Genomic DNA, 20,837 nt, shown 5'->3' with positions numbered 1-20,837 from the left:
GAGGATTTTGGGCACCCCCCAAACGTACAATGCCGGTATCCAACCTTCTCCGTGGACATCGAGGTCCAGGAAGGGGTGATGACGATGACGTCAGGCCCTGCCAAGCCCACCGCCCCGCTCGCGCCGATGGGCGCGATTCACACCGGCTCCGGTGATCCACTGCTCCTGTTGCACGGATTCATGATGTCGCCGCACTGCTGGGAGCAGGTGGCGGATCGGATGTCCAGTCATTGCGAGGTGTTCGCTCCGGCCTTCACCGGACATTGGGGCGGACCGGATTTCGACGGCTGGTACCTCGATGTCAGTGCCCTTGCCGATCGGGTGGAGAACCAGCTCGACGAATTGGGCTGGCGCACCTGCCATATCGCGGGCAATTCGCTCGGCGGCTGGGTCGGCTTCGAATTGGCGCGCCGCGGCCGGGCCCGCACGCTCACCGCTATCGCCCCGGCGGGCGGCTGGCAAACCCCGTCCGTCCTGCAGGTCAAGGTGGGTCTGAAGTTCCTGTCGCTGGTGCCGGTCGTCGAGGTCGGTAAACATCTACCCGCGGCAATCGCTTTCAGCGCACCGGTGCGCCAGGCGGTGGCCATGGTGTTGAGCAAGAACACCGCCGCCGCACCGCGCCGGGCCATCGAGGCCGCCATCACCTCGGCGCTGCACTGCCGGGCCATGCTGCCGATACTGGCGGGCGCGCTGCGCGCACCCGATATCGAGGATCTCTCGACGCTGAAAACGCCTGTGCGCCTGCTCATGTGCGAGAACGACCGGGTGATCCCGTATCGCGCGTACGCCAAGCGGTTCCTGCGCGAGCTGCCGGAGTCGGCGGACCGCATCGTCATGCACGATGTGGGTCATGTGCCCATGTTGGAGGCGCCGGATCGCATTGCCACGCTCATCGCCGAGCATGTCTACGCGAGCCGCACGCGGTTGCGCGCGGTCTGAAATCCGTTCCGCCCACCCGATAACTCGTAAGCTTGTCCACAGGAGTCCGGGCAAAAGGGGGCCCGCGGAGAGGGGTGGTTGAGATGGCCGATGACATCGGCGTGGATATGTCGAAGCCGAGTATCGCTCGCGTCTACGACTATCTACTGGGCGGACAGGACAATTACGCCGTCGATCGCGAAGTGGGCGACTACTTCCGCAACGACTTGCCCGGCTCGGTCGCGATCGCCTTCTCGAACCGGTACGCGCTGGTGCGCGCGGTCGAGGAGATGACGCGCCTCGGGATCCGGCAGTTCCTCGATATGGGCAGCGGGCTGCCGACGGCCGACAATGTGCATCAGGTGGCGCAGCGCTGGATTCCGGACGCGCGAGTGGTGTACATCGACAATGATCCGATCGTGCTGGCGCACGGGCGCGCGCTGCTGGCCGATGAGAAGACCACCACGGTGATCCAGGCGGATCTGCAAAAGCCGCTGGACATCCGCGCCAATCCGGAGGTGTTGCGGCTCATCGACTTCGACCAGCCGATCGGCGTGATCTTCAGCGCCACCCTGCATCACCTGCAGGACGAGGAGGATCCCGCGGCGGTGGTGCGCTTCTGGGCACGGGAGACCGCACCCGGCAGCCTCTTCTACATCTCGCACTTCCGCTCCGGCGACAATGCCGAGACCAAGGCCGCCGAGGGTATGTTGCAGACCACCTTCGGGCGCGGGCGCTGGCGCACCGACGAGGAGATTCTGGATCTCTTCGGCGACCTCGAGATCCTGGATCCGGGTCTGGTCGCGTGCGGATTGTGGCGCACGACCGCCGAATCGGGCGCGGTGACCCGCATCGGCGCGGGCGTACACGAACTGACGGTGTGGGAACAGCTCATCGCCTGCGGTATGGCCCGCAAGAACTAGCCGCGAGCGCGAGGACCACCGTACGGTCGGAATCACTCCTCGAGGCCGCGCGCCCGCAATTCGTAGGCGCGCCGGGCATCCTGGTCCACCTCGTCGAGGAAGACATGCTCCAGACCGAAGGCGCGGCCCAGCGCCTCGCTCGCCCGCCGGGGCATATACCGCTGCGAGGCCACCAGCAGCCCCGCGATCCGGGTGACCGCCACCCGCCGCTTCGGCTGGGCGATGAGCCCGGCCACCGCCGCGGCGATATCCTGCGGCTCCGCGTTCTCGAGTCCCTTCGCGCCCTGGGTGCCCGCGATGAGTTCGGTATTGGTGAAGGTCGGCAGCACCGAACAGAAATGCACGCCGGTCTTGTGATACTCCAGCCGCAGCGTGTCGGTGAGCGCCAGCACCGCGGCCTTGCTGGCGCAGTAGGTGGCCAGTCCGGGAGTGGTCGCCTCCCCCGCCAGCGAGGCGATATTGATGACGATTCCCCTGCCGCGCGGCAACATTCGCCGCGCGGCGAGCTTGCTGCCCAGGGCGACGCCGTACACGTTGATATCGAGAATGCGCCGGGTGACCTGCTCCGGCTCCTCGGTGAACGCGCCGGCGGGCATGATCCCGGCATTGTTGACCAGCACGTCGAGCGGGCCCAACCGCCGCTCGACCTCGTCCAGGAAGGCGGTGAAACTCGACGGATCGGTGACGTCGAGTTTCCCGTACACCTCCAGGCCGAGCTCGGTCCCGGCCTCCTTCACCTTCGCCTCGTCCACATCGCCGATGGCCACGCGCGCGCCCAGCTCGCGCAGGCGGCGGGCGGTGGCGAAGCCGATACCGCGGGCACCGCCGGTGATCACCACGACTTTGCCGGAAATCACGGTTGCCAAGCTCATTTCATCTCCTGGATATCGCAGGGCGGGGTCTATCCAGCGTGCTCCGGTCCGCGCCCGCGCGGGCCGGAATGCCGAGCCCGGTCAGCCGGTCCGGTCGCGGCCGTCCGGCACGCGCCGATCGGCGACCGCGAACCAGGTCCGGATGTCGTTGCGCGGCACGCAGCGAGACCGCGAAGCCGAGCGAATTCCCCACCAGTACAACGGGTCCCAGCGCCTCCGGCAGCGCGTCCGCGAAGGCGTCCAGCTGCGGCATGAGCGGTCCGGGCGCGAAGGACTCCGCGGCACCGAATCCGGCCATATCCACCGCTTGCGCGCAGCGGCCGCGGTAACCGAGCGCGGTGAGCACCCCTCGCCAGGTGTCGGCGGTATCGGCGAAACCGTGCAGTAGTACGAGGGAATTCCCGTGCCGGACACCGACAGTGCGCGAGTGCGGGTGGTTCCGAAGGTCGGGAGGAATTCGCGGATTTCGCCGCTTCCGGCAGGTCTCGAGGACGTCATTGTCAGAAACGCTCCTTGAAAGGTGCCGCACGACAACCGGTCCCGCGAACCGTCGCGGGACCGGCCGGGAGCACTAGGCGAGCAGTCCCTTGGCCACGTGCGTGACCTGGATTTCATTGCTGCCCGCGTAGATCATGAGCGACTTGGCATCTCGCGCCAATTGCTCGACGTGGTACTCGGACATGTACCCGTTGCCGCCGAAGAGCTGGATGGCGTCCATGGCGACATCGGTGGCCGTTTCCGAGCAGTAGAGCTTCATGGCCGACGCCTCGGACAGCGTGGGCGGCTTACCCGCGCGACCGCGTTCGAGGATATTGAAGACCATATTCTCGATATTGATGCGCGCGACCTCCATCTTCGCCAGCTTGAGCTGGATCAATTGGAAGCGCCCGATCTCCTGTCCCCACAGCTTGCGGGTCTTGGCGTATTCCACACTGAGCCGGTGACATTCGTTCACGATGCCCAGCGCCATGAAGGCGACGCCGACCCGTTCGGCGGTGAAACTCGAACGGGCGCTTTCGCGTCCGTCGCCGCCCTCATGCTGTTCGGTCTCGCCGAGCAGCCGATCCTTGGACAGGCGCACATTGTCGAAGAACAACTCGCCCGTCGGTGAGGCGTGCAGCCCCATCTTCTTGAAGGGTTTGCCCTGGGTGAAACCTTCCATACCCTTGTCGAGCACGAAGGTCAGCACCTTGCGGTCGCGTTTGTCAGCGCCGTCGCCCTGGTCGAGCTTGGCGTAGACGATCACCACATCGGCGAACGGACCATTGGTGATGAAGGTCTTCTGACCGTTGAGGATGTAGTCGTCGCCATCGCGGCGGACGTAGGTCTTCATACCGCCGAAGGCGTCCGAACCGGAATCCGGTTCGGTGATCGCCCAGGCCGCAACCTTTTTCATGGTCACGATATCGGCGAGCCAGCGTTCCTTCTGTGCCAGCGTCCCACGCGACATGATGGTGGTCGCGCCGAGACCGATACTCACGCCCAGAGCGCTGACAATGCCCATGCAGACGCCGGAGAGTTCGCTGATGAGCACCGCCATCATCGATTCCTGCCCGGCGAACGGGCCACCGTCGCCCGACTTCTTCCCCGACTTCTCCGGCAGCGGTTCACCCGCCGCCAGGGCCTCTTCCCGTTTGCGCTGTTTGGCAATGAGTTTGGCGATCGCGTCCGCGCCCACCGCATCGATGCCGAACTGGGTGAACAGTTTCCGGATGATCGGGTACGGCAGCATCTCCCCGCTGTCCAGGGCGTCCAGATGCGGGCGGATCTCCTTGTCGATGAAGCTCCGCACCGCGTCCCGGATCATCTCATCGGTCTCGGACCATTCGAACATCGTTGTTCTCCAGAGGGTTTCGCAACATCAGGGCAGCTGGTCGGCGATGTCGCCGAGCAGCCAGGGGCCTTCGGTCTCGATGGTCTTCACGTCGTGCCAGCCCGCGAGTTCGGAGATGGCCCCACCCTGCACGGCGAAGACCTTGCCGGTGATCGGGCACTTCTCGGTGGCCAGGTAGGCGACCAGCGGGGAGATGTTCGCCGGACTGAAGGCGTCGAAGCCGCCCTCCTCCACGGCTTCGGCCTCGGCGGCCATCATCGCGCCCATTCCAGGGGTGGCCAGGGTCAGGCGCGTACGGGCAATGGGGGCGATCGCATTCACGCGCACCCCGTAGCGGGCCAGCTCATCGGCCGCGACCAGGGTGAGCGCGGCGATACCCGCCTTGGCCGCACCGTAATTCGCCTGTCCGGCGTTCGGCACGGTGGTGCCCGAGGCGGAGGCGGTATTGATCACCGCGGCAGTCGGCTGATTACCCGCCTTGGACTGGTCCTTCCAGTACGCGGCGGCATGACGCAGCACCGCCGCATGCCCCTTGAGATGGACGGCGACCACCGAATCCCATTGCGCCTCATCCATTCCGGCAATGAACGCATCCCGCAGAATGCCCGCGTTGTTGACGACCACATCGAGCTTGCCGAATTCCGAGACGGCCTGTTCGACAAGGGCTTTCGCGCCCGCCCAGTCCGCCACACTGTCGGTGTTCGCGATCGCGCGCCCCCCTGCGGCGACGATCTCGTTCACCACCTCCTGCGCCGGTCCGGCGTCCGCGCCCTCACCGGCATTGCTGCCGCCCAGGTCGTTGACCACCACCGCCGCGCCCTCCCGCGCGAACAGCAGGGCGTGTTCGCGGCCGATACCCCGCCCGGCTCCGGTGATGATGGCAACCCGTCCGTCGAGTGCACCCATATCCTGCTCCTTCGAAAATCAGTCGGCGATGACGGCGAGGCCGTCGGTCAGGACCAGGTCGCCGCCGCGGCCGGTCTCGAATGCGTAGGTGGTTTCCCCGTTTTCGGCGTTCTTGCGCCAGATCCGGGTCTCCAGGTCGTCACCGGGGAAGACCATCTTGGAGAAGCGCACCGCGAAGCGGCGCAGCCGGGCGACATCGGAGCCGCCGACCTCGGCGAGTACGCCCCAGGAGGCCATGGCCATGGTGCACAGGCCGTGCGCGATGATGCCGGGCAGTCCGGCGTCCTTGGCCACCTGTTCGTCCAGGTGCAGCGGCACCGGATCGCCCGAGGCGGGCGAGTAGCGGAAGGTCTGATCCAGGTCCACGTGCGCGGCCACTCGGGCCAGCGGCGGTGTGCCGGCCAGCGCGGGATCGAACCGGTGTGCGGGCGCGCCGTCACCGACTCTGGGGCCCGCGTTCACATTTCGGAAGAACGCCGTCAGGTACTGCTCATTGACGAGTTCGCCGTCCTGCGCCCGGCATTCGATGAGGATGGTGATGGTCGAGCCATTGTCCTTCCCTTCGTACCCGATGGACTTGGCCCGCGAGACCAGCGTGTCGCCGGGGCGGATCGGGCGGTGGAAGTGGAAGTCCTGCTCGCCGTGCACGACCCGGCCGAAGATATCCATCGGCACGACGTCCAGCACCGGCATCATCATGGCCTCGAAGACCGGGACGATGGCGAAGATCGGCGCTGCCACTTCGCCTTTCAGATGTGCTTCGATGGGATCGTTGGTGGCGGCGGCGTATTCGGCCAGTCGTTCACCGGTGACCTCGAAGGTCTCGTCATCGCTCCAGACATCGAGACCGGACGCGTCGAATTCGACCGCGTTGCCGGTCATCAGGCTGCCGTCGCCAGCGCGTCGAGCGCGGTCAGCGTCTTGTCGAGCTGGTTCAGGCCGTCCTTCTCGACCGCCTTGCCGAGTGCGCCCTTGATGAGCGCGCCCTCGAAATCACCGGAGACCGAGAACGTGCTGCCGGTGCCCTCGGGGGTGATGTCGAAGGCGAACTGCACCTTCACGCCCGCCATCCCGGTTCCGCTGAGTACCAGGCGATTCGGGGTGTCGACGCTCTCCACCACCCATTCGATCTTGTTCGCCATACCGAGCATGAGGATCTTGGCGACCAGTTTGGAGCCGGGGGCCAGGACGGCCGGGGGCTCCTCCAGCCAGCGCTCGTGGATGGAGAACCACTTGTCCCAGGTCTGCGGATCGGAGACGACGGCCCACAGCGCGTCCGGGGAGGCGGTCAGGTCCTTGCTGGCTTCGATATGTCCCATGAGAGGTACTCCTCGTCGAGTCCGTGTTGAAAGTTGTTCGGGTACTGCGGGATTCAGCGGTCGGCGCGCTGATAGGCGGTGATGACCGCCGCGCCGCCCAGGCCGATGTTGTGCTGGAGTGCGGCGGTGACGTTGTCGACCTGCCGCTTGTCGGCGGTGCCGCGCAGCTGCCAGGTGAGTTCACTGCACTGCGCCAAACCCGTGGCGCCCAAGGGATGTCCCTTGGAGATGAGTCCGCCCGACGGGTTCACCACCCATTTGCCGCCGTAGGTGGTCTGGCCCGCGTCGATGAGCTGACCGGCCTGCCCCTCCTCGCACAGGCCCAGGGCCTCGTACAGCAGCAGTTCGTTGGCGGAGAAGCAATCGTGCAACTCGATGACCTGGAAGTCCTCGGGCCCCAGCCCCGCCTGCGCGTAAACCTTCCGCGCCGCTTGCACATTCATGTCGTAGCCGATGAGGTTCTTGGCGCTGCCGTCGAAGGTGGACTGGAAATCGGTGGTCATGGTCTGACCGACGATCTCCACCGCCCGCGCCGCCAGATCGTGTCGCTCCACGAACTCCTCGCTGGCCAGAATGGCCGCGCCCGAACCGTCCGACGTGGGTGAGCACTGGAGTTTGGTGAGCGGGTCGTAGATCATCCGTGAGGCCAGGATGTCCGCCAGGGAGTACTCCTCCTGGAACTGCGCGTACGGATTGTTCACCGAATGCTTGTGGTTCTTGTAGCCGATCTTGGCGAAGTGCTCGATGGTGGTGCCGTACTTGGTCATATGCTCGCGACCGGCCGCGCCGAACATCCACGGGGCCACCGGGAACAGCACCTCGGAGATCTCCGCCAGCGCCATCACATGCTTGGCCATCGGCTGTTCGCGATCGTCGTAGCTGGAGCCGAGCGATCCGGGCTGCATCTTCTCGAAGCCCAGCGCCAGCGTGCAGTCGGCGAGACCGCCCCGAATCGCCTGTGCCGCAAGGTAGAGCGCGGTCGAGCCGGTGGAGCAGTTGTTGTTGACGTTCACCACCGGGATGCCGGTCATGCCGAGTTCGTAGACCGCGCGCTGGCCCGAGGTGGATTCGCCGTACACGTAGCCGACGTACGCCTGCTCGATCTCGCGATAGTCGATACCCGCGTCCGCGAGGGCCTTGGTGCCCGATTCGCGCGCCATATCCGGGTAATCCCAGCCGCTGCCGTCTTCGTTCGTGCGTCGCCCCGGCTTTTCGAACTTCGTCATGCCGACGCCGACGACGTAGACCTTGTTCGCCATCGAACTCCTCACATCAGGCCGCCCTGCCTCCGGGCCGGTTGGAAACAAACATACAAAGCTGTATGTAAGTAGGCAAGAGGGCAGCCGTAATCGGGCCGGGAGTGCACAAGATCAGCTGTTCACGCGGCGGGCGCGGAACATACCGGTGAGGTGGTGAAAGGGCGCGGTGTCAGTCCGTGATACCGAGATCCGGAACAGCCGATTCGGCTGCCAAGCGCAGTTGCGCGGAGGCGCGCAGCCAGCGGCGATGCGCGCGCTCGGGATCCGGGGAGATGAAATTGGTGACCAGAATGCCGCGCAGGGTGTCCATGGCGGTGTACGCGAAATCGCGAACGTGCTTGCGGTGCATCTCATTCGGCACCAACTGCGCCACCGACAGCAGTACCGCGTTGTTCACGTACGGCTCGACCTTCTCCATCTCCGTGGCCAGCACCGGATCGGTGCGGCTGGCCACCCACAGCTCGATGGCGGCGATGAAGAGCGGGCCCTGATGCAGCTCCCACATGAATTCCAGGGCGGTGCCGAGCGGATCGTCCCCGCCGCGCACCCGCCCGATCTCCTGCATGGCGGCCTCGGTGCGGCGCTGCGCCAGATGACTGATGGCCGCCACCACCAGATCGGTCTTGGAGCCGAAGTGATGCACCTGCGCGCCCCGGGTCACCCCGGCCCGCTCCGCCACCCGCGGCGTGGTCGTTCCGGCATAACCGAATTCGACGAGACATTCGATGGTGGCGTCCAGCAGGCGTATCCGCGTCTCGGTGCTGCGCTGCTCCTGCGTGCGACGCTGCGGCTTCGAGACGGCGGACCGGGTCATACGACGGATAGTACACTTACATACATCTGTGTATGTTCACTGCCCGATCGCGGCGGGCGACCGGCGGGCAATTGCCACCGTCGCGGTGAAGAGCACGACGCCCAGCACGGCCAAACCCGCGCCCACCACCGCGGGCGCGGTATAGCCCAGACCCGCGGCGATCACCAGGCCGCCGAGCCACGCGCCCGCGGCGTTCGCGATATTCAGGGCCGCGTGATTGAGGGCCGCGGCCAGGGTTTGCGCATCGTGCGCCACATCCATCAGGCGGGTCTGCAGGCCAGGACCGAGCGCCGCACCCGACGCACCGATGAAGAAGGCCCCGATCGCCGCCGTGTACGGGTTGTGGGCCGCCGCGACGAACGCCGCGAGGATTACCACCATGGCGAGCAGGGCCGCGAAGATCGCCTTGTCCACGCCGCGATCGGCCAGCACACCGCCGAGGATATTGCCCGCCACCATGCCCAGGCCGAACAGCATGAGCACGATCGGAACCAGGCCGACGCTCATCCCGGAGACATCGGTGAGGGTGGTGGTGATGTAGGTGTACACCGCGAACATGCCGCCGAAGCCGACCGCGCCGACCACCAGGGTGAGCAGCACCTGCGAGCGGCGCAGCGCGCCGAGCTCGGTACGGGGGTCGGTCAGGCGAATACCGTGCAACTCGGGCACGAACTTGACGATGGCGGCCACCGTGGCCACACCGATGACGGCCACCACCACGAAGGCATCCCGCCAGCCCAGATGCTGGCCGAGCCAGGTGGCTGCGGGAACGCCGACGACATTGGCGGCGCTCAATCCGAGCATAACCGCGGCAACCGCTTTGGCGCGCTGACCGACCGGGGCGAGCGAGGCCGCCGCCAACGAAGCGACGCCGAAGTAGGCGCCGTGTGGCAGACCCGAGATGAAGCGTGCGACGGTCAGGGTGGTGAAGGTCGGGGCGATCACCGTTGCGGCGTTGCCCACGGTGAATGCCACCATCAGGGCGATCAGCAGCCGTTTGCGGCCCACCCGGGCGGCCATGGCGGCGATCACCGGCGCGCCCACCACCACGCCCAGGGCGTAGGCCGAAACAATGTGTCCGGCAACGGGTTCCGAGACCGACATGGCGTCGGCGATATCGGGCAGCAAACCCATGGTGACGAACTCGGTGGTGCCGATGCCGAAGCCGCCCAAGGCCAGAGCCAGGATCGCGGCGATCGGCCAGCCGCGCTCGGCGACGACCGAGCCCACGTCGTCGGGTGCCTCGACGGCCACATCCACGCCCGGTACAGAGTTCGCCATGGAATTGCGCAACACCGGCGCGCCACTCCCCCATCCCCATTTCACGGTGACCCCCCTCACCCGAGTCCCGACCTGCTCGGCACGGGCGCCCGGGTGGTGGAGATTACCGCAGTCCGCCGCCGGGGGCGTGCGCTCGCGCGACTCCCCCGGGGCTCAGGCCGAGACCGGGAAGTTCCCGCGAATCGTCCCCGCGGGGTCGTACCGCCGCTTGATCGACCGCAGCCGCGCGAGGGTGTCCGGGGCGAAGGCCTCGGCCGCCGAATCACCGGCATCCAAATAGGTCATCGGCTTGCGACCGGACACGTGCGAGTGCAGCGCCGTGACAATCGTGTGCTGTCGCTGCGCCACGGCCCCGGCATGTTCCGGGGTCGGCGCCGGGCCGAGCATCGACAACAGATAGGGCTCGCGCACGCCACCCGCCGCACCCGCATCGGAGGGCGGTCGCGTCAAAGCCCCGCCGAGATGCCGAATCTGAACCAGCGCGAGCGGACTCACCGAGCGCGGCGGTGCGGCGGGCGAACCGAGCGGTGCGGCAATGCCGAGCAGCACATCGGTGACATGGGTCGAGAGATCGGTGAGGAACTGGCCGCGCGCCCGCGCGGCGCTGGGGGTCGTGGGCTCCATACAGATCCCGCCGAGGTCGGTGCCCCGAAGCGGACGCCGATTGTCCAGCACCACACCCGGAATCGCCTCGAACCAGCGCAGCGGGACCGTAATCCGCCGCACCGCGGCCACATCCGAACCCGTAGCGACCGCATCCACCGCGACCATGGCCTTGCCGCGCAGGAACTCCGGTACCTGCGGGAAGGGCGGGAATTGCACCAGCGTCACCCAAATACTCAGCCCCTCACCAGCTTCCAGCGTCGCCTCCCGATACGCCGCCAGCACCGCCTCGGCCTGCTCGGCAGGCCACAGCATCCGCCCGCCGTACAGCTCACCGGTGTCGAACAGGTCGAACTCCAGCGCGGTCACCACCGCGAAATCCCCGCCACCACCCCGCAGTGCCCAGAACAACTCCGGATCGGAGTCGGCGGTCACCAGCATCCGAGTCCCATCCGCCGCGACAACTTCCGCGGCCCGCACCCCATTGGCGGCGAATCCCCTGCTGCGAGCGAACCATCCGAGCCCGCCACCCAAGGTGTACCCGGTAACCCCGACAACGGGAGAACTCCCCACGGCCGCAGCCAGCCCATAATCCGAACTCCGTTCCAACAGCGCACCCCACCGCACACCCGCGCCCACCCGAGCCGTCCGCCGCCCCGCATCCACCTCGACCCGGTCGAGCGCGGCGGTCTTCAACAGCACGGTCCCCTCCGCCGCAGCCGAGGCCCCATGCCCCGTAGCCTGCGCCGTCACCCCCACCCCGGCCTTGGCCGCATACTCCACCACGGCCGCGACATCCGCCGCGTCCACCACCTCGACCACCGCCGAAACCCGCTGCTCCACAGCCGAATTCCACGCCCGCCGAGCGGCCTCGAACCCCTCCTCCCCCGGCGCGAGCACCCGCCCCCGCACCACCCGCCGCAAATCACTCCCGATATCCGACACATCTCCTCCTAGCCCACAGTCCCCACCAGCCTCCCCCACCACTCATGACCGTTTCGTGACCGCGCTCGAATTCGATCAGGTGATCACCGGGACCTCGCGACAGAGCGCCTCGGCGGGTCGCCGCCCTGATGCCCCGGTGATCGATCGGCAAGCGCGAGAGCCGCTGAGAATGCCTGCCCCGGAAACAGTTCGGGCACCCGCTCCGCCGGAAGAGGCGGGACAGGTGCCCGGAATGTACGTGGCGAAGGGATGGTCTCGGCCGGGACGATCGGTCCCGGCCGCCATCGGTTCGCCGGTGCGGCGCTGTTCGCGGTGCAGCAGCGCGGTTCGGACGTCGAAACGTCCTGGGGCCTGACGGTTTCAGTGTGAAACCGGCGGGGGCCCTTGTGCCCCTGGGGTTTTCAGGGTGAAACCCTGAGACTCCCGGGGGTGGGGCTAGCGCAGCGTGCGCGCCAGGTTGGCGTCGAGGACGCCGAGGAACTCCTCGGTGGTGAGGTAGCCCTGATCGCCGCCGACCAGGAGGGCGAGGTCCTTGGTCATCTGGCCGTCTTCGACGGTCTTGATGACGACCTCTTCCAGGGCCTGGGCGAAGCCGATCACCTCGGGGGTGTTGTCCAGCTTGCCGCGGTGCGCCAGGCCACGGGTCCACGCGAAGATCGAGGCGATCGGGTTGGTGGAGGTGGGCTTGCCCTGCTGGTACTGGCGGTAGTGCCGGGTGACCGTGCCGTGCGCGGCCTCGGCCTCACAGGTGCGGCCGTCCGGGGTGAGCAGGACCGAGGTCATCAGGCCGAGCGAGCCGAAGCCCTGCGCGACGGTGTCGGACTGCACATCGCCGTCGTAGTTCTTGCAGGCCCAGACGTAGCCGCCCTCCCACTTGAGCGCGGAGGCGACCATATCGTCGATGAGACGGTGCTCGTAGGTCAGACCGGCGGCGTCGAATTCCTTCTTGAATTCGGTCTGGTACACCTCTTCGAAGGTGTCCTTGAACATGCCGTCGTACGCCTTGAGAATGGTGTTCTTCGTGGAGAGGTACACCGGGTAGTTCTGCTGCAGGCCGTAATTCAGCGAGGCCCGCGCGAAGTCACGGATGGACTCCTGGAAGTTGTACATACCCATGATCACGCCGCCGTCCTCGGGCATGCGCACGACCTCGTGCTGGATCGGCTCGGAGCCGTCCTCCGGCGTGAAGGTCAGGGTGACGGTACCCGCCTGATGCACCTTGAAATCGGTGGCGCGGTACTGATCGCCGAAGGCGTGCCGGCCGATGATGATCGGCTTGGTCCACCCCGGAACCAGTCGCGGAACATTCGAGATGATGATCGGCGCGCGGAAAATGGTGCCGCCCAGAATATTGCGGATGGTGCCGTTCGGCGACCGCCACATCTTCTTCAGGTCGAATTCCTTCACCCGGGCCTCGTCCGGTGTGATGGTCGCGCACTTGACGCCCACGCCGTGCTTCTTGATGGCGTTGGCGGCGTCGATGGTGACCTGATCATCGGTCTTGTCGCGGTACTCGATGCCGAGGTCGTAGTACTCGAGGTTCACATCGAGGTACGGATTGATCAGCTTGTCCTTGATGAACTGCCAGATGATCCGGGTCATCTCGTCGCCATCGAGTTCGACGACAGTCCCTTCAACCTTGATCTTGGACATGGACTTCGTGTCCTCCTAGGAAGGTGGTGCTCCCATTGCACGGCCAGGTGAGCGCGCTTGTGAGCGCGGGCCCCGGCTGTTCAACAAACAACGTATATGCCCGGCGTTCTCGGCGGGACCTCTGGTACCAGGTCCGCGCGTTATGGAGCGCCAAACAAGACGAGCGTACTGCTGCTATGCACCGCACCGCGCGGGCAGCCCCCGCTCCGCGGGATACCGCCGTCAGTTACTCACCGGTAGGGATCGAGTGACTTACGGCACGAAGCACCCCCGCCGCGCATGGCACGACGGGGGTGCGGACCGAACCGGAATCAGACGCCGACGTGCACGTGCTCGGGGCCCTCCAGCAGCGTCTCCGGCTTATCGCGAATCATGAACGCGATGATCGGAATCGTCAGCAGGAAGAAGCCCGCACCCGCGTAGAACGCGATGTCGTAACCGTGGATCGAGGCGCGCGCCACCACACTGTCGATGGTCGGATGATTGCGCGCGTACCTCTCGGTCGCCTGCACCGAGAGCGTCATCAGCAGCGCGGTGCCGATGGAACCACCGACCTGCTGCGCCGCGTTCAACAGCGCACTGGCCACACCGGAATCCTCATCGTCGACCTGATGCAGCGCGGTGGTCTGCATGGCCACGAACAACCCGCCCATACCGAGCGCGATGAGCAGGATCGCGGGCAGCACATGCGTGGCGTAACTGTCCCCGAGCGAGAGCTGCGCCAGGTACAGCAGGCCACCGGTGCCGAACAGCGCACCCACCAGCATCACCGGCCGCGGCCCGATCCTGGGCAACAGCGCGCTCGCGATACCCGCGGAGATGACGATGCCCACCGGGAACGGCAGGAACGCCGCACCCGCCTTCAGCGCCGAATAGCCGAGGGTGATCTGCAGGTAGAAGCTCAGATTCAGGAACATGGCGAACATGGCGATCGGCGTGATCAACGCCACCAGGAACGACCCGCCACGATTGATCTCACCCGGAATACGAAGCGGCAGCAGCGGATTGGCCGAACGCCGCTCGATGGCGACGAACGCGATCAGCAGTGCCACACCGACGCCGAGCAGCGACAGCGTGCTGGCCGCGCCCCAGCCGTCATCGGCCGCGCGGCTGAAACCGTAGACCACCGAGACCAATCCGAGCGTCGCGGTGATCGCACCCGGCAGGTCGTAACCGCCGGTACGCGGGGCCGGAATGTCCTTGATGACGAAAGCCATCGCACCCGCGAACGCCAGCAGCGCGATCGGGGTGTTCACCAGCAGGCACCAGCGCCAGCTGGCGTATTCGGTGAGCGCACCGCCGACGATCAGGCCGATGGCCGCGCCACCCGCCGAGACGCCCGCGAAGACGCCGAAGGCGCGCGCCCGCTCCTTGGCCTCGGTGAAGGTGACCGACACCAGCGACAGCGCCGCCGGCGCCAGCAGCGCGCCGAAAGCGCCCTGCAGGCCGCGGCCCGCGAAGAGTTCGGCGGTGTTCTGGGCCAGCCCGGCCAGCGCGGAGGCCGCGGCGAAACCGATCAGGCCGATCAGGAAGATCCGGCGACGGCCCAGGTAGTCGGCCAGGCGTCCACCGAGCAGCAGCAGCCCGCCGAAGATGAGGGTGTACGCGGTCAGCACCCACTGCCGGTTGCCGTCGCTGATGCCCAGGTCCTGCTGGGCGAAGGGTAGGGAAATCGTCACGATGGTGGCGTCGAGTACCACCATCAGCTGGGCCATGGCGATCACGCCCAGCGCCAGCCAGCGCCTGGAAGCGCTTGCCGGACTTGATGTTTCGTTGGGCGCGAGAGTCGCCGTCCCAGTGGTCATGCCGTCTCCTCAGGAGTGGTTCGAACAGCCTGGTCCATCGTGGCACTCCCGGACATTTGGCGTCAAGAGAAAATTGTCGTAATCAGACAGTTGGCTGTTCAAGTCACAATCAGACGGGGCGGCGATACAATGGCGGCATGTCCGAGTCGTCGACGCATGCCGATCTGCTGGAGCGCCACCGTCCCGGTCTGCGCGAGCGCAAGAAGCAGCAGACCCGAACCCGCATCATCGATGTGGCGCTGCGACTGTGCGATGCCCAGGGTTTCGACGCCACCACCGTGGAGCAGATCGCCGATGAGGCCGACGTCTCACCGCGCACCATCAACCGGTACTTCGACAGCAAGGAGGCGATCGTCATCGCCCCGGTCGAGGACGTCGGCATCGCACTGGCGGAACAGCTACGCGCACAACCGATTACGGGCAACGAACTGCAGGCGCTGCTGAACGCCTTCCGCGCCTTCGTCGAGCAGGTCATCGACAGCGACAATCCGGTCCCGTTCCGCTGGTTCCAGCAGATGCAGCGCATCACCCAGACCAGTCCGACGGTCCGCGCGCAGAGTCTGCAATCCGCGGACAGCAAGACCCGCGCCATGACCGCCGTGCTCGCCGAACGCCTGCGCACCGAACCGAACTCCATGCAGGTTCAGGTCATCGCCTCCACCTGGCACGCCATCGCGCGCATCGGCATGGAATGCGAATCCGACGCCGACTCGGGCTTCCCGGACTGCTCCACTCCGGCCACGGCCCACGACCTCATCAAGAATGTCGTGGCCGCATTCGACGAGTTCACACGCAGTTGTGCCCTCCCCGTGGCGACGGCTATTGCGCCGCCCCGTTAGAATCTCCGCCAAGGTCAAGAGCATCAGCGCAAAGCCCCGGCTCGCTGATCGGCAACCCTCCAGCAGCGGCGGGGTGCTCCGGGTGAGGACCAGGCGTTCGAAGGCCGAACGCAAGCGCACTGTAGGAGGACCCGAGATGTGTTGTTGTCGAAGCCAATTCGCCTTCCGATAACGTCCACCTCCGCCGTATAGGCGACCTTGTCCCTGGAGCACGACATGAGTGACTCGACCGCGTCCGCAGCCCCCGTCAATGGCGATACCGACCCCGCCAACTGGTCCTTCGAGACCAGGCAGGTGCATGCGGGCCAAGCCCCCGACGCCGCCACCGGCGCGCGCGCACTGCCGATCTACCAGACCACCTCGTACGCCTTCCGCGATACCGATCACGCCGCCGCGCTGTTCGGACTCGCCGAACCGGGCAATATCTACACCCGCATCATGAACCCCACCCAGGATGTGGTGGAGCAGCGTATCGCCGCGCTGGAGGGCGGTGTGGCCGCCCTGCTGCTGGCCTCCGGACAGGCCGCGGAGACCTACGCGATCCTGAACCTGGCCCAGGCGGGCGATCACATCGTCTCCAGCCCGCACCTGTACGGCGGCACCTACAACCTCTTCCACTACTCGCTGCCCAAGCTGGGCATCGAGGTCAGCTTCGTGGACGATCCGGACGATCTGGCGCAGTGGGAGGCGGCCGTGCGGCCGAACACCAAGGCGTTCTACGGCGAGACCGTCGCCAATCCGAGCAGCTCCATTCTGGATATCCCGGGTATCGCCGGTGTCGCGCACGCCGCAGGCGTGCCGTTGATCGTGGACAACACCGTCGCCACGCCGTACCTGATCCAGCCGCTGCGGCACGGCGCGGACATCGTGGTGCACTCGGCCACCAAATACCTGGGCGGACACGGTTCGGCCGTGGCCGGGGTCATCGTGGACGGCGGAACCTTCGACTGGACCGTGACCGATGCCGATGACACGCCCCGCTTCCCGGGCTTCACCACCGCCGACCCCAGCTATCACGGTGTGGTGTTCGCCTCGCTCGGCGCACCGGCGTTCGCGCTCAAGGCGCGTGTACAGCTGCTGCGCGATCTGGGTGCGGCGGTCGCGCCGTTCAACGCGTTCCTGATCGCCCAGGGCATCGAGACGCTGAGCCTGCGGATCGAGCGGCACGTGTCCAACGCGCAGGCCGTGGCGGAGTTCCTGACCCGGCAGCCGGGGATCGACAAGGTCTACTACGCCGGACTCCCCGATTCGCCGTGGTTCGCACGTGGCAAACAGCTGGCACCCAAGGGCGTCGGCGCGATCGTCTCGTTCGAGCTGGCGGGCGGCGTCGATGCGGGCAAGAAGTTCGTGGACGCTCTGGTGCTGCACAGTCATGTCGCTAACATCGGGGATGTGCGTTCGCTCGTGATCCACCCGGCCTCCACCACCCATTCGCAGTTGTCCCCCGAGGAGCAGCTCGCCTCCGGCGTCACCCCTGGTCTGGTGCGGTTGGCCGTGGGGATCGAAGGTATCGACGACATCCTGGCCGACCTGCGCGCCGGACTGACGGCGGCCGCGAGTTGAGCGCGAACACCGACTCGGGTACGACCGTTCCGACGGCGGCGGCACTGCTGCCGCCGCCGGACGGGACGCTCGGCAGCATTGCCATCGGGGATGTGGCGCTGGAGAGCGGCGCCGTCATTCCCGATGTGACGCTGGCTGTTCAGCGCTGGGGCGAACTATCGGCGAACGCCGACAATGTGGTGCTGGTGGAGCATGCGCTCACCGGCGACTCGCATGTGGTCGGCCCCGCCGATGTGCATCACGACTCCCCCGGCTGGTGGGACGGAACCATCGGACCGGGCAAGGCGGTCGATACCCGGGAATGGTGTGTCATCGCGGTCAACGTGCTCGGCGGCTGTAAGGGCAGCACCGGGCCGTCCTCGCTGGCTCCGGATGGAAAGCCTTGGGGCGGACGGTTTCCCGAGTACACCATTCGCGATCAGGTGACCGCGGAGGCGCAGTTCTTCGATCGGCTCGGCATCGACCGACTAGCCGCGGTCGTCGGCGGATCCATGGGCGGCATGCGGGTGCTCGAGTGGATGATCGGCTATCCCGAACGGGTCGGGGCCGCACTCGTATTGGCCGCCAGCGCCCGCGCCACCGCCGATCAGCTGGGCCAGCAGACCACGCAGATCGCCATCATCAAGGCCGATCCGGACTGGCAGGGCGGCAATTACTACGGCACCGGGCGCGCCCCGATGACCGGTATGGGCCTGGCCCGCCGCATGGCGCATCTGACCTACCGCGCCGAGGCCGAACTCGACCATCGCTTCGCGAACCATGCCCAAGGTGACGAAAACCCTTGGGCGGGCGGGCGTTACGCGGTGCAGAGCTATTTGGAGTATCAGGCCGACAAGCTCATCTCGCGCTTCGATCCGGCCACCTACGTGCTGCTCACCGAGGCGTTGAACCGGTACGACGTGGGCCGCGGGCGCGGTGGCGTCGAGGCCGCGCTGGCCAGCACCCCGGTACCGGTGGTGGTCGGCGGCGTGGACTCCGATCGGCTGTATCCGCTGCGCAATCAGCAGGAGCTGGCCGATCTGCTGCCCGGCTGCAAGGGCCTGGAGATCGTGCACTCGCGCGACGGGCACGACGGCTTCCTGACCGAGACCGAAGCGGTCGGCAAACTCATGGCCGAGACCATGGAGCTGGCGCGCGCGGCGCGCCGCTGAACCTCGTCGAGGCTGCCCGCGGTCGCGATGACCGCGGGCACACCATGAGTCCTGCCTGTTTCGTACGAATTATCTTGACGCACTGACGGTTTCGCGGCGATGACGCCTCGGTAACCGACACGCCGATTCCGTGACTGTTCCGGTGCGTCGTCGTAAGGTATGCAACATGACAGCAGCCTTCGATGACATGGATCTGCGCGATCTGGTCGCGTTGCTCTCCGATGAGGAACAGCGCGAACTTCGCCCCGCCGTGCTGCGCGTATTACACCGCCTACCCGACCAGGAGATACTGCGCCGCGAACTCGGACGCCGCCTCACCACCGCCTGAATCGGCTAGGTGACGCCCAGGCTGTTGATGGTCGCCGCCAGCACGATGATCACGCTCCCCATCACCGTCAACCACCCCACATCGAAGGGCTTGCTGCGCACCGCCAGCAAGCCCACCCTCTCCGTGGGCAGCAGCATTCGGAAGGCCGCCGCCAGCAGCGTCGCGCCGCCGAAGAAGAAGGTGCCGCGCCGCCAGCGATCCCAGGCCAGGAACACCACCGCCACCACCAGTACGGCGCCGACCAGCACCATCGGCAGATTGTCACGCACGGACCGGCCGAATCGACTGGTGGGACCCGACGGGGCGGCATGGGCTGGACTCACGCAGCAGAGCTTAACCGCCCCCGCTCCCGTGCAGCCCGCCGATTCCACGCGACCATCCGGCACGCCCGGCCACCGGGCCGCGAACAGTACGGTTGTCATCCTCTGCAATGCTGAGGGCGTGTTCCATGTGGTGTTCTTCTCCCCCCGCATCCCGCCCAATACCGGCAATGCCATCCGACTGGCCGCCGGAACCGGCTGCGAGCTACACCTGATCGAACCCCTGGGCTTCGACCTGTCCGAGCCCAAACTACGCCGGGCCGGGTTGGACTACCACGACCTGGCCTCGGTCACCGTGCACGAGAACCTCAGCGCCGCATGGGATTCCATCAACCCCGAGCGCGTCTTCGCCTTCACCGCCGCCGCCACCACCCGCAATACCGATATCGCGTACCGCGACGGCGACGTCCTGCTCTTCGGCCCCGAACCCACCGGCCTCCCGGAAGAGGTCCTGGCCGACCCCCGCGTCACCGACCGGCTCCGCATCCCCATGCTCCCGGGCCGCCGCTCCATGAACCTCTCCAACGCCGCCGCCGTAGCCGTCTACGAAGCCTGGCGGCAACAGGGCTTCCCGGGCGCGGTCTAGTGACATGCGATCGCTCGAATCGTGTGCCGGCGGCCGAGACACGCGACAATGGGGATGAAACCGTCCTAGCTTCGAAAAGCCCGGGAGGCTGCGGGTATGCCGAAATATCCTGACGAGATGGCGCTTCCGTATACGCAACCAGAACTCCCCGAGTACATGACCTGGGAGGAACTCGAACGGCTCCCGGAGGAGATCGCGGAGCAGATCGAGTTGTGGGACGGCCGGGTGGTCTGGCTACGGCGCGGCCCGTCCGAACACCAGACCTTTACGAATCTGCTGTGGAGCGGATTGCGCAAGTGTGCGCGTGATGCCGCGATACATCAGCCCGAAAACTGTTGGCGCGCCACGACCGAGACCAACGTCTTCCTGCGCCCCACCGGTAGATCAGACTTCCTCACGCCCGACTTCCTGGTCCACCGCTGCCTCGAATCCCCGTACCAAGACGTGCGCGCCACCGATGTCTCCGTGGTCGGCGAAGTCCTCTCGCCCTCCAACAAGCAGTCGGATATGGATGCCAAGCGCGGTCGCTACGCGAGCGCTGGAATCCCCTGGTATTGGGAGATCACCCTGGCCGCGGAAATCAGCGCTATCGCGATGGTGCGCATCTTCGGCCTCGAGAGCGAGCCGGGGTCGTTGCCCGACGGGGTTCACCCGCTCCGAACAACGAATTACCTGGTCGTCGGTGAGTGGACACCCGCCGACTCCGCGGGCATCGCCTTCGATTTCCCGTTCCCGATTCACATCCCCTGGGACGAACTCGAATTCTGAGCCGTGTCAGCGGTCGATCTCGAAGCATTTGAAGCGGGAGGTGGCTCCGGCGGTGAGGGTGATCGAGGATTTGGGGACGCCCAGGTGGGCGGCCAGGAGTTCGATGGCGGCCCGGTTGGCTTTGCCTTCCACGGTGGGCACGCGGACTCC

Annotated in this window: 21 protein-coding genes, 1 pseudogene and 1 riboswitch; of the genes and pseudogenes, 8 read left to right on the top strand and 14 right to left on the bottom strand. The window is 66.6% G+C overall.

What is annotated here, in order from left to right; all coding sequences use genetic code 11:
• The first annotated feature begins 84 nt into the window (after positions 1-84).
• Complete coding sequence (ephH, locus tag NA10_RS00850; protein ID WP_067561987.1) at positions 85-939, top strand: epoxide hydrolase EphH; 855 nt, start codon at positions 85-87, stop codon at positions 937-939.
• Positions 940-1,022: 83 nt separating this feature from the next.
• Positions 1,023-1,841, top strand: a complete 819-nt coding sequence (locus tag NA10_RS00845) for an SAM-dependent methyltransferase (protein WP_067561955.1) — start codon at positions 1,023-1,025, stop codon at positions 1,839-1,841.
• A gap of 32 nt (positions 1,842-1,873) precedes the next feature.
• Here the strand turns inward: NA10_RS00845 and NA10_RS00840 are convergent, their stop codons facing one another.
• From NA10_RS00840 to NA10_RS00785, 12 genes are all read right to left on the bottom strand, one after another.
• Complete coding sequence (locus NA10_RS00840) at positions 1,874-2,713, bottom strand: SDR family oxidoreductase (RefSeq protein ID WP_067561952.1); 840 nt, start codon at positions 2,711-2,713, stop codon at positions 1,874-1,876.
• 1 nt (position 2,714) lies between these two features.
• Entirely contained in the window at positions 2,715-3,242 is a 528-nt protein-coding gene (locus NA10_RS00835) for an alpha/beta fold hydrolase (RefSeq protein ID WP_218021419.1), read from the bottom strand.
• Positions 3,243-3,284: 42 nt separating this feature from the next.
• Complete coding sequence (locus NA10_RS00830) at positions 3,285-4,547, bottom strand: acyl-CoA dehydrogenase family protein (RefSeq protein WP_067561946.1); 1,263 nt, start codon at positions 4,545-4,547, stop codon at positions 3,285-3,287.
• A gap of 27 nt (positions 4,548-4,574) precedes the next feature.
• Positions 4,575-5,453 carry an SDR family oxidoreductase gene (locus NA10_RS00825; RefSeq protein WP_067561944.1) on the bottom strand — a complete coding sequence of 293 codons (879 nt, stop codon included), beginning with the start codon at positions 5,451-5,453 and terminating at the stop codon, positions 4,575-4,577.
• A gap of 18 nt (positions 5,454-5,471) precedes the next feature.
• On the bottom strand, positions 5,472-6,335 hold the full coding sequence (locus NA10_RS00820) for a MaoC/PaaZ C-terminal domain-containing protein (protein ID WP_067561941.1): 864 nt from the start codon (positions 6,333-6,335) through the stop codon (positions 5,472-5,474).
• Positions 6,335-6,772, bottom strand: a complete 438-nt coding sequence (locus NA10_RS00815) for a type II toxin-antitoxin system Rv0910 family toxin (protein ID WP_067561939.1) — start codon at positions 6,770-6,772, stop codon at positions 6,335-6,337. Before NA10_RS00815 ends, NA10_RS00820 begins: the two co-directional genes overlap by 1 nt.
• Before the next feature lie 53 nt (positions 6,773-6,825).
• Positions 6,826-8,031: a lipid-transfer protein gene (locus NA10_RS00810; RefSeq protein ID WP_067561936.1), complete on the bottom strand. Its 1,206-nt coding sequence runs from the start codon at positions 8,029-8,031 to the stop codon at positions 6,826-6,828.
• Between the two features lie 169 nt (positions 8,032-8,200).
• A complete protein-coding gene (locus NA10_RS00805; RefSeq protein ID WP_067561933.1) occupies positions 8,201-8,845 on the bottom strand; it encodes a TetR/AcrR family transcriptional regulator in 645 nt (214 codons plus the stop codon).
• Positions 8,846-8,881: 36 nt separating this feature from the next.
• A complete protein-coding gene (locus NA10_RS00800; RefSeq protein WP_084514187.1) occupies positions 8,882-10,126 on the bottom strand; it encodes an MFS transporter in 1,245 nt (414 codons plus the stop codon).
• 153 nt (positions 10,127-10,279) lie between these two features.
• The gene (locus tag NA10_RS00795) at positions 10,280-11,674 is read right to left on the bottom strand and encodes an FAD-binding oxidoreductase (RefSeq protein ID WP_245676936.1); all 1,395 of its coding nucleotides are present in this window, start codon (positions 11,672-11,674) and stop codon (positions 10,280-10,282) included.
• A 435-nt stretch (positions 11,675-12,109) separates the two neighbouring features.
• Entirely contained in the window at positions 12,110-13,327 is a 1,218-nt protein-coding gene (locus NA10_RS00790) for an NADP-dependent isocitrate dehydrogenase (RefSeq protein ID WP_067561931.1), read from the bottom strand.
• Between the two features lie 311 nt (positions 13,328-13,638).
• Positions 13,639-15,132: an MFS transporter gene (locus tag NA10_RS00785; RefSeq protein WP_067561928.1), complete on the bottom strand. Its 1,494-nt coding sequence runs from the start codon at positions 15,130-15,132 to the stop codon at positions 13,639-13,641.
• A 137-nt stretch (positions 15,133-15,269) separates the two neighbouring features.
• Between NA10_RS00785 and NA10_RS37440 the strand changes: the two genes are divergently transcribed.
• The 4 genes from NA10_RS37440 to NA10_RS37435 all read left to right on the top strand — a co-directional run bounded on the left by NA10_RS37440 (position 15,270) and on the right by NA10_RS37435 (position 19,013).
• Positions 15,270-15,971 (top strand): TetR/AcrR family transcriptional regulator, encoded by a 702-nt coding sequence (locus NA10_RS37440; protein WP_067561925.1) that lies wholly within the window; start codon positions 15,270-15,272, stop codon positions 15,969-15,971.
• Between the two features lie 12 nt (positions 15,972-15,983).
• A riboswitch (SAM riboswitch) is annotated at positions 15,984-16,094 on the top strand.
• Between the two features lie 93 nt (positions 16,095-16,187).
• Entirely contained in the window at positions 16,188-17,534 is a 1,347-nt protein-coding gene (locus tag NA10_RS00775; protein ID WP_067561979.1) for a bifunctional o-acetylhomoserine/o-acetylserine sulfhydrylase, read from the top strand.
• A gap of 44 nt (positions 17,535-17,578) precedes the next feature.
• Positions 17,579-18,685: a homoserine O-acetyltransferase MetX gene (metX, locus tag NA10_RS00770; protein ID WP_067561976.1), complete on the top strand. Its 1,107-nt coding sequence runs from the start codon at positions 17,579-17,581 to the stop codon at positions 18,683-18,685.
• Between the two features lie 166 nt (positions 18,686-18,851).
• The gene (locus tag NA10_RS37435) at positions 18,852-19,013 is read left to right on the top strand and encodes a hypothetical protein (protein ID WP_169812511.1); all 162 of its coding nucleotides are present in this window, start codon (positions 18,852-18,854) and stop codon (positions 19,011-19,013) included.
• Between the two features lie 5 nt (positions 19,014-19,018).
• On the opposite strand, the gene NA10_RS38385 is transcribed toward NA10_RS37435, so the two are convergent.
• Entirely contained in the window at positions 19,019-19,264 is a 246-nt protein-coding gene (locus tag NA10_RS38385) for a DUF3017 domain-containing protein (protein ID WP_067561974.1), read from the bottom strand.
• Between the two features lie 190 nt (positions 19,265-19,454).
• Here NA10_RS38385 and NA10_RS00760 point away from each other — a divergent pair, with 190 nt between their 5' ends.
• Both NA10_RS00760 and NA10_RS00755 read left to right on the top strand, forming a co-directional pair.
• Positions 19,455-19,919 (top strand): tRNA (cytidine(34)-2'-O)-methyltransferase, encoded by a 465-nt coding sequence (locus tag NA10_RS00760; protein WP_067561922.1) that lies wholly within the window; start codon positions 19,455-19,457, stop codon positions 19,917-19,919.
• A 117-nt stretch (positions 19,920-20,036) separates the two neighbouring features.
• Positions 20,037-20,687 (top strand): Uma2 family endonuclease, encoded by a 651-nt coding sequence (locus NA10_RS00755; protein ID WP_245676935.1) that lies wholly within the window; start codon positions 20,037-20,039, stop codon positions 20,685-20,687.
• 6 nt (positions 20,688-20,693) lie between these two features.
• Here NA10_RS00755 and NA10_RS35150 read toward each other — a convergent pair.
• Positions 20,694-20,834: pseudogene (locus NA10_RS35150) on the bottom strand (DUF167 domain-containing protein); the annotation flags it as partial.
• Between the last annotated feature and the right edge of the window lie 3 nt (positions 20,835-20,837).

Source organism: Nocardia acidivorans NBRC 108247 (genome assembly GCF_001625085.1).
Taxonomy (GTDB): domain Bacteria; phylum Actinomycetota; class Actinomycetes; order Mycobacteriales; family Mycobacteriaceae; genus Nocardia; species Nocardia acidivorans.
This window is presented reverse-complemented; position numbering and strand designations above follow the sequence as displayed.